The following is a 13,908-nucleotide window of genomic DNA, read 5'->3' on the forward strand; positions in this document are numbered from 1 at the left end:
TTGCGCGCAGGCTGGCCGATGAGGGGCAGTGGCCGCGCAGTTGCGAGGCCACGCGTGGCCTGTCTGATCCGGCCGGATTTCAGCGTGCCATCACAGTCGTGGCCGAGCGGCTGAAGGGGCAGGCCGGGGCTGCGTCGGATATTCTGCGCGCCGTTGAGGCCGCGCAGCTCTTGCCCTTTGCGCAGGGAGTGGACTTTGAGTCCGCGCTGTTCGAGGATCGGTTGCGCAGCCCCGAAGCACAGGCTCAGCGGCATATCTATGCCGCCGAGCGGCGGGCGGCGGGCATGCCGGAACTGGCGCAGGGGGCGGCCCGCGACATGGGTCGGATCAGCCTCTTTGGGGCGGGTCTTGGCGATGTCGCGCTGTTGCTGCTGGAGGGTGGCAAGGAGGTTCAGAGCGATGCGCCGGACCTGCCTGACGGGGTGGCGCGCGCCCTCACTGCGTTGGTGACGCAGGGCAAGATTGACGCCGCCACCTCTGCGGTGCGGCAGGCGCGGCTTCAGGTCGGCACCGAGCCTGCCGATCTGGTGCTCGATGCGCGTGGCGAGGAGGTGGAGGGTGCGGCGCTGGCGGTGCCACTCGATACGGGGCGCGGGCTGGCGGGGGCGCAGTTGGGGCTGCGGCTCTACCGTCCGGCGCAGAGTTTGCGGCTGGCCGAACTCGCGGTTTCTGAGGCCGCCGACCCCGATGATGTCGCAAGCCTTGCGCGGCTCTGGTCCGGGCTGGGCGTGACGGCGGTGCGCGCGGCGCAGCCTGCCGCCGGTCCGGGGCTGGGCCATGTGATGATGGGCGCGCTCTGTCTGGCCGGGCTGGAGATGGTGCGCCGTGGGATGACGCCCCTGCGGGTGGATCAGGCGGCGCAGCGGCTCGGGTTTCGGGCGGGGCCGTTCCTGATGATGGATGTCGAGGGCTTGCCGGTGGTGGCGGCGCGGCTGCGTGTGGTGGCTGACTGGCTGGAGTGCCCCGCGCCCGGCGCGGATGATCCCTTGGCCGAGCGGCTGGCCAAGGGGGCGGTGGGCCGAACGGTCGGGCGCGGATTCTATGACCATCCAAGCGAAGGACCACGCCCGCCCAAGGGCATGGCCGGGCCGGGGCTTGATCCGGGTGAGGTGTTGGGCGTCGTTCCGCCACGGCATGCGCTGCATGCGGCGCTGGTGGGGGCGGCGATGCAGCTATTGGCGCGCGGTGCGGTGCAACGGGCCTCGGATCTCGATGTGCTGATGGTGCGGGGTTATGGCTATGACCGGGCGCGCGGCGGGCCGCTCTGTGCGGCGGATCAGCGGGGGATGTTGGCGATTTTGCGGGACATCAAGGCGCTTGCCCCGATGCAGTCGCCGCTCTGGCAGGCGCAGCCGATGCTGCTTGATATGGTCAAGAACGGTGACGGATTTTTTGGCAGGCGGGCCAGCACATAGGGCGGTCAGCCCAGCAGAATGCCGACGACGACCATCATCAGGCCGATCACGGACAAGAAAAGTGCGCCGGTGTTCAGTGGCACCACCTTTTGCACGGCGGCGCGCAGGTCTGCGTCGGACAGACCGGCCTTGCGGGCCTTCCAGACCTTGAGGATGCACCAGATGAGCGTCGCCAGACCGGCAAGTGACAAAGCAGCCCCAACCCAGATCATGATCTCCATAGTCTGCTCCTCTTTGCATCACCGCCCCGGCGCTAGAGCAATTTTTCGAGCATTGCAAGCCGTGCGGCAGATGGCCCTTGCACCGCATCCGACGCGGCGCTAGTCAGAAACCCCAACCGACCGGAGATCAGGCCATGGACGATATGAATTCCGACAGCAGCTACCGCGTCACCGCCGATGAGTTGCGCCAGTTCATCGAGCGGTTCGAGCGGCTCGAAGCCGAGAAGAAAGACATCGCCGACCAGCAAAAGGAAGTGATGGCCGAGGCCAAGGGCCGCGGCTATGACACCAAGGTCATGCGTAAGGTGATCGCCCTTCGCAAACGCGACAAGGACGATATCGCCGAGGAAGAAGCGGTGCTCGAGATGTATAAGGAAGCGCTCGGGATGGCGTGAGCGCCGAGACAGGCGCACCACCGTGACGATCAAAAAAGGCGCACCCCCGTGGTGCGCCTTTTGTTGTTCTAAAGCAATTTCAAAGAAAGTTGATAGACTTTCTTGGTTCGAAATTGCGCCAAATTAAACAGGCAAAGTGTTTCGGTGTTTCAACGGAAAACCGAAACGCTTTACCCCGGGATATGGCGCGGTGGCAGGGCCGGGCAACTCTTCGGTCCGGGTATCACCCAAGACCCGCAGCATCATCGACTTAGCGCCGCGTCACAGGCAATTTGCACCTCAACGCAATACTGACATGTGGTGAACGCCGTGACCAAGATCGACCAGATCGAAACCATGATCCTCGATATTCCGACCATCCGGGGCCATGTCCTGTCGATGGCGACGATGCGGGTGCAGACCGCCGTCCTCGTGCGGGTGCGGTTCTCCGATGGCTCTGAGGGGATCGGCGAAGGCACAACCATTGGCGGGCTGACCTATGGGCCGGAAAGCCCCGAGAGCATTCAATCCGCCATCGACACCTATATCGCGCCGGCTCTTCTGGGCCGTGCGGCGGATGATGTGAACGGGGCGCTGCACTTGATCGACCATCTGGTCAAGGGCAACCGGATCGCCAAGGCGGCGATTGAAATCGCGCTCTGGGACGGGTTGGCGCGGCGCTTGGGCGTGCCGGTGGCACAGCTGTTCGGCGGTGCGGTGCATGACCGTTTGCCGGTGGCCTGGACGCTGGCATCGGGCAATTCCGACACTGACATTGCCGAGGCGCAAGAGATGATCGCCACGCGCCGCCACAATATCTTCAAGCTCAAGATCGGCAAACGTGCGGTTGCTGAGGATGTGGCGCATGTGGCGCGGATCAAGGCCGCCGTGGGCGATGCCGCCAGCATCCGCGTCGATGTCAATCAGGCGTGGTCGTTGCAGGATGCGCGCTGGGGTCTCAAGGGGTTGCAGGATGTCGGCTGCGAGTTGGTCGAACAGCCGGTGCGCGCGCGCTATCTCAATGCGCTGCGCGAGTTGACGCGGGACCATGAGATTGCCGTGATGGCCGATGAGGCGCTGAATGGCCCCGAGGATGCGGTGAGCATCGTGGCCAAGGATGCCGCGGATGTGTTCGCCGTCAAGGTGGCGCAGTCGGGCGGGCTCAAGCGCGCGTCCGAGGTGGTGGCCATCGGGCAAGCGGCGGGGCTTGGGCTCTATGCCGGGACGATGCTGGAAACGGGGCTTGGCACGGCGGCGGCGCTGCAACTCTTTGCGGGAGTTGAGGACTTGCGTTGGGGGTCCGAGCTGTTCGGCCCGTTGCTCTTGACCGAGGATATTCTGGCCACCCCGATCGTCTATCGCGATTTCGCTGTTGAGGTGCCGCAGGGCACGGGCATCGGTGTGACGCTCGACCCCGACAAGATCGACTTTTTCCGCCGCGACCGCGCGCGGAGCCTGAAAACCGTAGCCGGAGAGTGACCGGCCCAAGATCAAGATAATTCCGGAGGAGGAACGACGATGTTTACCCAATCCAATCTCGACGAACTGGAAGGCCGTCTCGACGGTATCGTGCAGGAGGATGCCGAGGCGGGGATTTTCCGCGCCCGCCGTGACATGTTCACCGATGAGGAACTGTTCGAGCTTGAGATCAAGCATGTCTTTGAGGGCAACTGGATCTACATGGCGCATGAGAGCCAGATCCCCAATCCCGGCGATTATTTCACCCTGACCATGGGGCGCACGCCGGTCGTGATCACCCGCGACAAGGATGGGCAGCTCAATGCGCTGGTCAATGCCTGCTCGCATCGCGGCGCGCAGCTCTGCCGGTTCAAGCGGCGCAACCAAAAGACCTTTACCTGTCCGTTCCACGGTTGGACCTTTTCCAACACCGGCAAGCTCTTGAAGGTCAAGGACCCGAATGGCGCGGGATACCCCGAGCAGTTCAACACCGACGGCAGCCACGATCTGACCAAAGTGGCGCGGTTCGAGAATTATCGTGGTTTCCTCTTTGGCTCGCTCAATGCCGATGTGGCCCCGCTGGAGGAGTATCTGGGCGAGGCGCGCAAGATGATCGATATGATCGTCGATCAATCGGATGAGGGGCTTGAGGTGCTGCGCGGCTCGTCCACCTATACGTTCGACGGCAACTGGAAATTGCAGGCTGAGAATGGCGCCGATGGCTATCATGTCTCGGCGGTGCATTGGAATTACGTGGCCACCACCTCGCATCGCACGGTGGATGGCAAGGAAGACAAGATCAAGGCGACCGATGCCAGCAAATGGGCCAAGCAGAAGGGCGGATTTCATTCCTATGTGAATGGTCACCTGCTCTTGTGGACCACATGGGCGGACTCAACCAATCGCCCCAACTATCCGCGCCTTGCCGAATGGACCGAGAAATATGGGGTGACCAAGGCCGAGTGGATGGTGGGCGTGCTGCGCAATCTCTGCCTCTATCCCAATGTGTTTCTGATGGACCAGTTCAGCAGCCAGATTCGGGTGTTCCGCCCGGTGAGCGTGGATAAGACCGAAGTCACGATCTATTGCATCGCCCCCAAGGGCGAAAGCCAAGAGGCCCGGTCGCGCCGTATTCGCCAGTATGAGGATTTCTTTAACGCCTCCGGCATGGCGACGCCCGACGACACCGAGGAATTCCGCGCGACGCAACGCGGCTATGCTGGTGCTGCGCATGCCAAGTGGAATGACATTTGCCGAGGCGCGACCCAGTGGATCCATGGCCCGGATGAGGATGCCAAGGCGCTGGGCGTGAATCCGATCCTGTCGGGGGCGCGCACCGAGGATGAGGGGCTATTCGTCATCCAGCACAAGCAGTGGTCCGAGCGCATGGCGCAGGCCATTGCCAAGGAACGCGCCAGTGCATCCGACGCGCAAGTCGCGGCAGAGTGAGGAGAGATGACTATGACCACCGCAACGCTAGACCGCCAGAGCACCGAGGCCACCATGACCTATGAGGAAATCCAAGCCTTTCTCTATGCCGAGGCGCGCGCGCTTGATGATCGCGACTGGGACACTTGGCTGACGTTTTATCACGCCGATTGCCCGTTCTGGATGCCTGCCTGGGATGACGAGGATCAGCTAACCGAGGACCCGCAGAATGAGATGTCGCTGATCTATTATCCCGACCGTTCCGGGATCGAGGATCGCGTGTTCCGCATTCAGACCGACCGGTCTTCGGCCACGTCGCTGCCAGAGCCGCGCACCAATCACAATCTCGCCAATATCGAGGTGCTGAGCCGGGACGCAGACACGATCACGCTGCGCTTTAACTGGCACACGCTGACCTATCGCTATGGCAAGACCGATCAGCACTGGGGCACGTCCTATTACACGATGGATACCACGGGGGCGAAGCCGCTGATCACAGACAAGAAGGTCGTGCTCAAGAACGACCAGATCCACCATGTGATCGACGTTTATCACATCTGAAGCCAAGACCGGCGCGTGCCCGATGGGGGCGCGCCACGAGAGGGGAGGAGCCCGCCATGACCAGCTATAATATCGCCCTGAATTTCGAGGATGGCGTGACCCGCATCATCCAGTGCGACGATGACGAGAAAGTCACCGAAGCCGCATTTCGGCAAAAGATCAACATCCCGATGGATTGCCGCGACGGGGTCTGCGGCACCTGCAAATGCTTTGCTGAAAAGGGCGCGTATGAGCTGGAATTCTATCTCGATGAGGCGATGACCGAGGATGAGGCGGCCGAGGGCTATGTGCTGACCTGTCAGATGATGCCGCAGAGCGATTGCGTGATCCGGGTGCCTGCGTCCTCTGCCGTGTGCAAGACGGCACCCGAGGCGGTGACGGCCGAAGTATTGGGCGTGGACCGCTTGTCCGAGACGTCCTTTGGTCTGCGGGTGAAACTGACCAAGCCGATGGGCTTTCTGCCCGGTCAATATGTCAATGTCTCCGTGCCCGGCACCGAGGCGCACCGGTCTTATTCGTTTTCCTCTGCCCCCGGCGCGGACGAGGCCACATTCCTCATTCGCAATATTCCGGGCGGGGTGATGAGCCGCTATCTTGGTGAGCGGGCCACCCCCGGCGATGCCGTGACACTGACCGGGCCGATGGGGGCGTTCTATCTGCGCCCCGTTGAGCGCCCGCAACTGTGGTTGGCGGGCGGCACCGGCCTTGCGCCGTTCCTGTCGATGCTGGAACAGGTGGCGGTGCAGGGATCGGAGCAGCCGATCACGCTCTACTACGCTGTAACCCGTGCCGCCGATCTGGTTGAACTCGACCGGGTGATGGCTTTGGCCGAAGCAATTGGCAATGTGACCGTCATCACGGTTCTGGCCGATCAAAACGAGGCGCATGATCGCAAGGGATTTGTAACGGACCATGTGACGGCTGAGGATCTGAACGGCGGCGATTGCGATGTCTATCTCTGCGGTCCGCCGCCGATGGTGGATGCGGTGCGCGGGCATTTCGCGCAGCTGGGTGTGACGCCCGCCGCGTTCCACTTTGAAAAGTTCAACGCGACCGAGACAGAGGCCGCCGCCGCATGACACCGCGTTTTGCTGATAAGGTGATGGTCGTCACCGGCGCGGCGCAGGGGATTGGCCGCCGGGTGGCCGAACGCGCCGCTGCCGAAGGCGCGAAGGTGCTGGTCGTGGACCGCTCCGAGCATCGCGACGCCGTCGTCACGGCTATCCGCGCGGTGGGTGGCGAGGCGCAGGCGCTCAATGTCGATCTGGAAACCTGGGAGGGCTGCGAGGCGGCCATGGCCACGGCGGTCGAGATCTGGGGACGGATCGACATTCTGATCAACAACGTCGGCGGCACGATATGGGCCAAGCCCTATGAGCATTATGCCCCGCATGAGATTGACGCCGAGGTGCGGCGCTCTCTCTTCCCGACGCTCTATTGCTGCCGGGCGGCGATCGAGCGGATGTTGCCGCAGGGATCTGGCGTGATCGTCAATGTCTCGTCCATCGCCACACGCGGCCTCAACCGCGTGCCCTATGCGGCAGCCAAGGGTGGGGTGAATGCGATCACCGCCAGCCTGGCCTGGGAAGTGGGGGAACGCGGCATTCGCGTGGTCGCCACCGCGCCGGGGGGCACAGAAGCGCCGCCGCGCGTGGTGCCGCGCAACCCCAATGCAGCCGAAGAACAGCGCGCCGACTGGTATCAGACCATCGTCGATCAGACGATCCAGTCCAGCCTGATGAAACGCTACGGAACACTCGACGAACAGGCAGGGCCAATCCTGTTTCTGGCGTCGGATGAGGCCTCTTACATCACCGGCGTCACAGTGCCGGTGGGCGGGGGCGATCTTGGATAGACCCTGAGGAGGGGTCTCAACACCAACTGGAGGAACTACCTATGAAACGCGCACTTCTGGCGGCCCTCGGGCTTGCCACTGGCTTTGCTATGCCTGCAATAGCCCAAGACATCAAAGTCGGCCTGCTCTTGCCCTTTTCCGGCGTCTATGCGGCGCTGGGCAATGACATCGAGGCCGGGTTTACCACAGCCCTCGAGCAGTTCGGGTCTGAGACCCCGGCGACATTCGAGATTGTCCGCGAAGATACCGAAGTGAAACCGCCGGTGGCTCTGGCCAAAGCCAAGAAGCTGATCTTGCAGGACAAGGTCGATGTGATTTCGGGCATCGTCAGCTCTGGCGTGCTGGGCGCTGTGCGCGACATGGTGCATGGCGCGGGCGTGCCGCTGATCGTGGCCAACGCCGGCAATGACGAAGCCACCGGCGAGGCCTGCTCGCCCTATATCACGCGCATGTCCTTTTCCAACGGGCAGGTCAACCGCCCGATGGGTCAGTGGATGTATGATCAAGGCATCCGCAAGGTCTATACGCTGGCGCCCGATTATGCCGCCGGACGGCAGATGATCGACGGCTTTGTTCAGACCTTTACCGCCGCAGGCGGCGAGATCGTCGGACAGGAGTTCACCCCGTTCCAGAAAACGCAGGATTTCGGCCCCTATATGGCACAAGCCAAGTCGAGCGGCGCCGAGGCCGTGTTCGTCTTCTATGCGGGTGGCGAGGCGATTTCCTTTGTCAAGCAATACGATAGCTTTGGCCTCAAAGCCGAGTTGCCGCTCTATGGCTCGGGCTTCCTCACCTCGTCGCTCTATGTCAATGCCGAGGGTCCGGCAGCTGAAGGCGTGATCACCGCGCTGCATTATGTGCCCACGCTCGACAATCCTGCAAACGCGCAGTTCGTCGAGGCGTTCAAGGCCAAGACAGGCCGCGTGCCGTCGGAATTCGCCGTGCATGGCTATGACGCCGGTCGCGCATTGATCGAAGCGGTCAAGGCGGGTGCCACGGACCGCGAGAGCCTCGCCAATGCGTTGCGGCAGGTCAGCTTTGACGGCCCGCGCGGCGCGCTGTCGATTGATCCCGCGACCAACAACATCGTGCAGCCGATCTATGTCTACGAAACCATCGCAGGCACCGACGGTCTGACCCAAAAGGTGTTGGCGCAACTGCCCGCCGAGGCCGATCCGGTCAATGGCTGCGAGATGGCGGCGCCCGTCAGCAACTAAGACACGCGGCCCGGCCATATCCTTGGCCGGGCCTTTTCGGGAGGAGGTTCCGCAATGTCACTCGATCTTGGTTTCTGGACGCTACAGGCACTCAACGCGCTGCAACTGTCCATGCTGCTGTTTCTCTTGTCCATCGGCCTGACCGTGATCTTTGGCCTGATGCATTTCGTCAACCTGGCCCATGGCGCGCTTTATGCGCTCGGGGCCTATTTCGCGGCCTCGGCGGCGGCGGTCGGCGGTTATTGGGCAGGGTTCGTTCTGGCCCCGGTGGCGGTCGCGGGGGTGGGCGTGCTGCTCTATTCCGGCCTCATCCAGCGGATGCGCAAATCGGGGCCGATGGCACAGGTTCTGGTCACATTCGGGCTGATCTTTGCGCTGTTGGACATCACCCGGATCGTCTGGGGCGATCTGGCGCTCGGGCTTGAAGTGCCGGACCTCCTTGCTGGCCGTGTGGCGCTCTTGGGCGTCGAATATCCCGCTTACAGGCTGTTCATCATCGCTCTGGGGCTGGCAATCTTTGGCGCACTGGCCTTTGCCCTCAGCCGCACGCAAATTGGCGCGATGATCCGCGCGGGCGTGGACAATGACGCGATGGCCGCGTGCCTTGGGATCAATGTCGAGCGGCTGTTCTTCATCGTTTTCTGTGTCGGCTGCGCGCTTGCAGGGCTGGCGGGCGCGGTCGCGGCACCGCTGCTGAGCGTCACGCCCGATATGGGCCTGCAAATCCTGATCCCGACGCTGATCGTGATCGTGATCGGGGGGCTGGGCTCGCTCAAGGGGGCCATCGCGGGCTCGCTCATCTTTGGTTTCGTGCAGACCTTTGGCGCGGTGCTGGCACCGCAACTGGCCTCGGTTCTGATTTACGCGCTCTTGGCGGCGGTGCTGGTGATCCGGCCCGTGGGCCTCTTTCCGGCGAAAGGATAAGGCGATGTTTCGACATACACCTCTCCGATATGGTGCGCTCGTGCTCTTGGCCTCGGCGGCCCTCTTCCAAGCCTTTACGGCAGAATATTTCGGGCTGGAAATCCTGACCGAGATTGTCATCCTTGCCATGCTGGTGATCGCGCTCGACATGGTCGCGGGCTTTGGCGGCATGGTCTCGCTCTGCCACGGCGCGCTCCTTGGGGTCGGGGCCTATGGCTATGCGATCCTGTCGACCAAGCTGGGGCTGACGCCGGTAGTGGCAATGGCGGGTGCCGTGGCCATAGCCGGCGCGGTGGCCTGGGTCATTGGTGCCATCTGTGCGCGCAGCCATGGCATCTATTTCATCATGGCGACGCTGGCCTTTGGGCAGATGGGCTATTCCTATGTGTTCGAGGCGCCGCTCTTTGGTGGCGATGACGGGCTGGGCGGGATTGCGCGACTGGACCTTTCATTGATCGGGCTCGATCTCAACGACGGGCGCAGCTTTGCGTTGTTCTCGCTGGGGGTTCTGGCGGCCATCTATGGGGTTGCAGTGCTCATTCTGCGCTCTGGGCTGGGCCGGTCGCTCTCGGGTGTCATGCATAACGAACAGCGGATGCGTGCGCTTGGCCTCACGGTCTGGCGGGTCAAGGCGGATGTCTTTGGCCTCTCCGGTCTGATTTCCGGCCTCGCGGGTGTGATGGCAGCGCAGCATGTGATGTTCGTCTCACCGGGTCTTTTGTCCTGGACCGTTTCCGGCGAGGCGCTTGTCGTGGTGATCCTGGGCGGGCTTGGCACATTGGTTGGCCCGTTGCTGGGCGCTGCGGTCTTTGTGCTGCTCAAGCATGAGGTGGGTGCGCTCACAAGCTATTGGCATCTGGTGGTCGGTATTCTTCTGATCGCCGTGGTGATGAGCCGCGCCAATGGCATCTTTGGCTGGATCGAGGCGCGGTTTGGCGCGCGGATTGAACGGCGCGCGGCGGATGCGGTGCGCGATATAGACCCGAGGGAGGTCAAGACCGATGCTTGAGACACGCAATCTCGACAAGAGCTTTGGCGCGGTGCATGTCACGCGCGGGGTCTCGCTCAAACTGGAGCGGGGCGAGCGACGGGTGATCCTCGGACCAAATGGTGCGGGCAAGACGACGCTGTTTAACCTGCTGGTCGGAGAATTGACCCCCGACAGCGGATCGGTGCATCTGGCGGGTGAGAATGTGACCGCCTTGCCGGTGGCGCGGCGCGCACGGCAGGGCCTGTCGCGCAGCTATCAAAAGAACACGCTCTTTGACGGGTTGACTGTCGAGGAAAATCTGGGACTGGCGGCGGCGATCCACACAGGTCATGCCACCACATTGCGCCGAGACAGTCTGGCGCGCCCCGAGGTGCGCGAGATCGTGGCGGAGGTGGCCAATCAGGTCAATCTCATGCCCTATCTGCATGCGCGGGTGTCCGAGGTCAGCTATGGCGTCCGGCGGCAGTTGGAGGTGGGCGTGGCGCTGGCGACGCGGCCTCTGGTTTTGTTGATGGACGAACCGACGAGTGGCGTTGGACCCGAGATGGCCAAGGGGTTTCATGACCTGCTGAACAATCTGCCGCGTGATCTCACGCTGTTGATTATCGAGCATGACATGGACCTCGCCTTTGACGTGGCCGATACGATCACCGTGCTGAACTATGGCGAGGTGGTGTTTGACGGGCTGCCCGAGGCCGCGCGCGGCTCAACGCTGCTCAAGGAAATCTATCTGGGGAGTTGGGAAGATGCTTGAACTGAGTGCGGTCAATTCTGGCTACGGTGAAACCCAAGTCCTCTACGGCATGGGTCTGCGCGCCGAGGCGGGCCGGGTTCTGGCCATTCTGGGCCGCAATGGCGCGGGCAAATCCACCACGCTCAAGACGGTGATGGGCCTCTTGCCGCTACGCGACGGGCAGATCACCTTTGAGGGCAGCGCCATGCCCAAGCGGCCCTATGACATCGCCAAGGCCGGCATCGCCTATGTGCCGGAAACGCGGGATATTTTCCCCTCTCTGACGGTGCGTGAGAACCTTGAAATCGCGTCAAAACGGTTTGACGGGCCGTGGACAATGGACCGGGTGCTGGAGCTGTTCCCGCGTCTTGGCGAGCGGTTGGACAATGGCGGCACGCAGCTTTCGGGGGGCGAGCAGCAGATGCTGGCGATTGCCCGCGCGCTCTTGATGAACCCGCGCCTTCTGATCCTTGATGAGCCAACCGAGGGGCTGGCCCCGATCATCGTCAAGCTGATCCATGACAAGCTGATGGAGCTCAAGCGCGAGGGGTTGTCGATGGTGCTGGTCGAGCAGAATTTCGGCTTTGCAACCTCGCTTGCCGACGATGTGGTGGTGGTCAGCAAGGGCCAAGTGGTCTGGACCGGCACGGCAGAGGAGATCCGCGCAGATGCGGAGGCGCAGCATCGCTGGCTCGGGGTTTGACAGGGGCAAGGTGCTAAGAGAGGCGCGCGTGACATGCGAGCGTCTCTTTCGCCCAATGCCCCGGCTCAGAACTGCTTGCGCGCGACCTTTTGGGCGAGTTGCACGAAATTGTGGACATGCACGCCCTGTTCGTCCAGCCGGTGATTGACTGACAGGCTGGTGCGGGCAATCTCTGGCTCGATCCTGAGAAATTTCATCCCCTTGCGCGGGGCGGTCGAGACCGACTCTGGCACGATACACACGCCCTCGCCAATCGCGACGAGGCTGAGGGCTGTCTGAAGATCCATACACCAGATGCGCAGAGGGGCCCTGAACCCCGCCCCCTCGATCGCCTTGAGCACGAAATCGGCAAAGCTGGGCCGCGGATACTCGGGATAAAGCACGAGGTTGTGCGTCTCCAACCGCTCCAGCTTGGCCACGGTGCGCCCGCCGGTATCGACCGTGTCGGGCAGGGCCAGGATCAGCTTTTCCTCCATCAGTTCCCGTGTGACGAACTCCTGATCGCTCAGCGCGGGGCGGGCAAAGGCCACGTCGAGTTCACGCGACACCAGAGCGCGGTGCAGCTGTGCGTTGTTCATGGGATTGAGGCTCAGATTGACCTCGGGATAATTGGCGCGAAATGATTTGATGATATTGGGCAGGATGCCAAAGGTCGCCGAGCCGACAAAGCCGATGCGCAGCCGCCCTTCGGCCCCCTGACCCAGACGACGCACCTCGAGCTTGGTGTCTTCCAATTGCGCCAGAATCGACCGCCCCCGCTCCAGCAATCGCTCACCCGCCTGTGTCAGGCTGATGGCGCTGCGACCTCGGTTGAACAGGATCGCTTCCAGTTCTTCTTCGATCTGCTTGATCTGGCGACTGAGCGGCGGTTGCGCCATGTCGAGACGCTCTGCGGCGCGACCAAAATGCAATTCCTCCGCCACGGCGATGAAATAGGTCAGTTGTCTAAAATTCATGGCACCCTCCAGCCCCGCGCCTAGCCTAGCCTGTTGCAGCCATAAAAAAAGCCCCCGCGTGACCTAGAACTTTGCATTTCGTGGTGCAGATGAGCGCGGAGGGCTCTTAGTGCAATGAGCGCTTTGAGCCCATAACACCTGTTTTCTGTCGTGCAGCGAATGTCCGCTAGCGCATGAACCAATCATTGAGAGCAAGTCTTAGAGCTTTCTAATGCTGTACAAATAACTCATAGCAGCGGACTTTGAATTAACTGAGGGCACACTTGGACGCATATCTATGGAAGCGCGGATCGCTGCCAAACCGGACAAACTCAATGTCTCTGGAGGGATGTTGGTTGTCTGCGAAGCCACAAGTGCAGCGGCAAGGGCGGCAGCAGTTGCAGGGTTGAATGTAAATGTAAGTTTGAAGGTTTTAACGACCCTTCTTCCCCACGATTCTTCGCTGACTTTGGCCAAATTTTCCGTAGAGGATTGGATTTTCCGCCTCAGTACATAAGACGCATCCGCTCGACAAAGTATTGCGGGGTCTGACCCCAGTTCATACAGCTGATCCCAAAAGGCGTCATATTCAGCACGCCTCTTTTCCTTGAACTCTTTTACCTCCTCTAACGGAATGCCGCGAGCTGGCAGGAAGATAAGGTCTTTGAAATCTATGGATAAACAAAGGTTCATCTCGGGCATTTGCGCTGCAAAGTGATCGGCAACAACAACGTCTGTAGGTGCTATACCCTCACTCTCAAACCCCTTTGCAAAACTTTGGCGTATACCTTCGACGGCTCCCAACATGGTCAATTGCCCAGAAAACGCTTGCGCATCAATAAGCTTGTTCTGCGCCAAGAAGTTCTGGTCTGCTACATTTTCAAAAATCGTCAAGCGTTCGCCTTTTTGTTCACCGGGACGAGTAATCCTAATAACTGCAGGTGGGGGCTTCACCTTCATGATTACCAACTTGTCAAACAGCATCAGTTTCTCTGGTACAGGTATGTATTCTGGTTTCCGAACGACATCAGAAAGCAAATCCTGCGGATTGGCATTCGGGGTGATTAATAGACTGGGCATGGGGCTTCCAGCA

General features: G+C 61.6%; 15 protein-coding genes. 12 read left to right on the forward strand and 3 right to left on the reverse strand.

Annotated features, from left to right (window positions below; all coding sequences use genetic code 11):
- Positions 1–1,415 (forward strand): 3-hydroxyacyl-CoA dehydrogenase family protein (locus ROS217_RS12420; RefSeq protein WP_009818108.1); only part of this gene is annotated, 1,415 nt, incomplete at its 5' end.
- Between the two features lie 5 nt (positions 1,416–1,420).
- On the opposite strand, the gene ROS217_RS12425 is transcribed toward ROS217_RS12420, so the two are convergent.
- Positions 1,421–1,636 carry a hypothetical protein gene (locus ROS217_RS12425; protein WP_009818109.1) on the reverse strand — a complete coding sequence of 72 codons (216 nt, stop codon included), beginning with the start codon at positions 1,634–1,636 and terminating at the stop codon, positions 1,421–1,423.
- Positions 1,637–1,770: 134 nt separating this feature from the next.
- On the opposite strand from ROS217_RS12425, the gene ROS217_RS12430 reads away from it, so the two are divergent.
- From ROS217_RS12430 to ROS217_RS12480, 11 genes are all read left to right on the forward strand, one after another.
- A complete protein-coding gene (locus ROS217_RS12430) occupies positions 1,771–2,031 on the forward strand; it encodes a DUF2312 domain-containing protein (protein ID WP_009818110.1) in 261 nt (86 codons plus the stop codon).
- A 309-nt stretch (positions 2,032–2,340) separates the two neighbouring features.
- Positions 2,341–3,489: a muconate/chloromuconate family cycloisomerase gene (locus tag ROS217_RS12435; RefSeq protein ID WP_296429665.1), complete on the forward strand. Its 1,149-nt coding sequence runs from the start codon at positions 2,341–2,343 to the stop codon at positions 3,487–3,489.
- A 39-nt stretch (positions 3,490–3,528) separates the two neighbouring features.
- Positions 3,529–4,917 (forward strand): benzoate 1,2-dioxygenase large subunit, encoded by a 1,389-nt coding sequence (benA, locus tag ROS217_RS12440; RefSeq protein WP_009818112.1) that lies wholly within the window; start codon positions 3,529–3,531, stop codon positions 4,915–4,917.
- Between the two features lie 12 nt (positions 4,918–4,929).
- Positions 4,930–5,457 (forward strand): benzoate 1,2-dioxygenase small subunit, encoded by a 528-nt coding sequence (gene benB / locus ROS217_RS12445; RefSeq protein ID WP_009818113.1) that lies wholly within the window; start codon positions 4,930–4,932, stop codon positions 5,455–5,457.
- Between the two features lie 56 nt (positions 5,458–5,513).
- Complete coding sequence (gene benC, locus ROS217_RS12450) at positions 5,514–6,536, forward strand: benzoate 1,2-dioxygenase electron transfer component BenC (protein ID WP_009818114.1); 1,023 nt, start codon at positions 5,514–5,516, stop codon at positions 6,534–6,536.
- Positions 6,533–7,312, forward strand: coding sequence for a benzoate diol dehydrogenase BenD (gene benD, locus ROS217_RS12455; RefSeq protein ID WP_009818115.1), 780 nt, complete (start codon positions 6,533–6,535; stop codon positions 7,310–7,312). The genes benC and benD overlap by 4 nt, the downstream gene beginning before the upstream one ends.
- 41 nt (positions 7,313–7,353) lie before the next feature.
- Positions 7,354–8,529, forward strand: a complete 1,176-nt coding sequence (locus ROS217_RS12460; RefSeq protein WP_009818116.1) for an ABC transporter substrate-binding protein — start codon at positions 7,354–7,356, stop codon at positions 8,527–8,529.
- A gap of 54 nt (positions 8,530–8,583) precedes the next feature.
- Positions 8,584–9,453, forward strand: coding sequence for a branched-chain amino acid ABC transporter permease (locus tag ROS217_RS12465; RefSeq protein ID WP_009818117.1), 870 nt, complete (start codon positions 8,584–8,586; stop codon positions 9,451–9,453).
- Between the two features lie 4 nt (positions 9,454–9,457).
- Positions 9,458–10,462, forward strand: a complete 1,005-nt coding sequence (locus tag ROS217_RS12470; protein WP_009818118.1) for a branched-chain amino acid ABC transporter permease — start codon at positions 9,458–9,460, stop codon at positions 10,460–10,462.
- Positions 10,455–11,198, forward strand: coding sequence for an ABC transporter ATP-binding protein (locus ROS217_RS12475; RefSeq protein WP_009818119.1), 744 nt, complete (start codon positions 10,455–10,457; stop codon positions 11,196–11,198). Before ROS217_RS12470 ends, ROS217_RS12475 begins: the two co-directional genes overlap by 8 nt.
- The gene (locus ROS217_RS12480; RefSeq protein ID WP_009818120.1) at positions 11,191–11,880 is read left to right on the forward strand and encodes an ABC transporter ATP-binding protein; all 690 of its coding nucleotides are present in this window, start codon (positions 11,191–11,193) and stop codon (positions 11,878–11,880) included. The genes ROS217_RS12475 and ROS217_RS12480 overlap by 8 nt, the downstream gene beginning before the upstream one ends.
- Before the next feature lie 65 nt (positions 11,881–11,945).
- Here the strand turns inward: ROS217_RS12480 and ROS217_RS12485 are convergent, their stop codons facing one another.
- Positions 11,946–12,836 carry a LysR family transcriptional regulator gene (locus ROS217_RS12485; RefSeq protein WP_009818121.1) on the reverse strand — a complete coding sequence of 297 codons (891 nt, stop codon included), beginning with the start codon at positions 12,834–12,836 and terminating at the stop codon, positions 11,946–11,948.
- Positions 12,837–13,034: 198 nt separating this feature from the next.
- Positions 13,035–13,895: a DUF6236 family protein gene (locus ROS217_RS12490; RefSeq protein WP_040650568.1), complete on the reverse strand. Its 861-nt coding sequence runs from the start codon at positions 13,893–13,895 to the stop codon at positions 13,035–13,037.
- Positions 13,896–13,908 lie beyond the last annotated feature (13 nt).

It is taken from the genome of Roseovarius sp. 217, from assembly GCF_000152845.1.
GTDB lineage: Bacteria > Pseudomonadota > Alphaproteobacteria > Rhodobacterales > Rhodobacteraceae > Roseovarius.

What these genes read in the sequence shown, in the direction of transcription:
- ROS217_RS12425 (WP_009818109.1), bottom strand. Translation starts at nt 1,636, where the DNA reads ATGGAGATCATGATCTGGGTTGGGGCTGCTTTGTCACTTGCCGGTCTG.
- ROS217_RS12430 (WP_009818110.1), top strand. Translation starts at nt 1,771, where the DNA reads ATGGACGATATGAATTCCGACAGCAGCTACCGCGTCACCGCCGATGAG.
- benA (WP_009818112.1), top strand. Translation starts at nt 3,529, where the DNA reads ATGTTTACCCAATCCAATCTCGACGAACTGGAAGGCCGTCTCGACGGT.
- benB (WP_009818113.1), top strand. Translation starts at nt 4,930, where the DNA reads ATGACCACCGCAACGCTAGACCGCCAGAGCACCGAGGCCACCATGACC.
- benC (WP_009818114.1), top strand. Translation starts at nt 5,514, where the DNA reads ATGACCAGCTATAATATCGCCCTGAATTTCGAGGATGGCGTGACCCGC.
- benD (WP_009818115.1), top strand. Translation starts at nt 6,533, where the DNA reads ATGACACCGCGTTTTGCTGATAAGGTGATGGTCGTCACCGGCGCGGCG.
- ROS217_RS12460 (WP_009818116.1), top strand. Translation starts at nt 7,354, where the DNA reads ATGAAACGCGCACTTCTGGCGGCCCTCGGGCTTGCCACTGGCTTTGCT.
- ROS217_RS12465 (WP_009818117.1), top strand. Translation starts at nt 8,584, where the DNA reads ATGTCACTCGATCTTGGTTTCTGGACGCTACAGGCACTCAACGCGCTG.
- ROS217_RS12470 (WP_009818118.1), top strand. Translation starts at nt 9,458, where the DNA reads ATGTTTCGACATACACCTCTCCGATATGGTGCGCTCGTGCTCTTGGCC.
- ROS217_RS12475 (WP_009818119.1), top strand. Translation starts at nt 10,455, where the DNA reads ATGCTTGAGACACGCAATCTCGACAAGAGCTTTGGCGCGGTGCATGTC.
- ROS217_RS12480 (WP_009818120.1), top strand. Translation starts at nt 11,191, where the DNA reads ATGCTTGAACTGAGTGCGGTCAATTCTGGCTACGGTGAAACCCAAGTC.
- ROS217_RS12485 (WP_009818121.1), bottom strand. Translation starts at nt 12,836, where the DNA reads ATGAATTTTAGACAACTGACCTATTTCATCGCCGTGGCGGAGGAATTG.
- ROS217_RS12490 (WP_040650568.1), bottom strand. Translation starts at nt 13,895, where the DNA reads ATGCCCAGTCTATTAATCACCCCGAATGCCAATCCGCAGGATTTGCTT.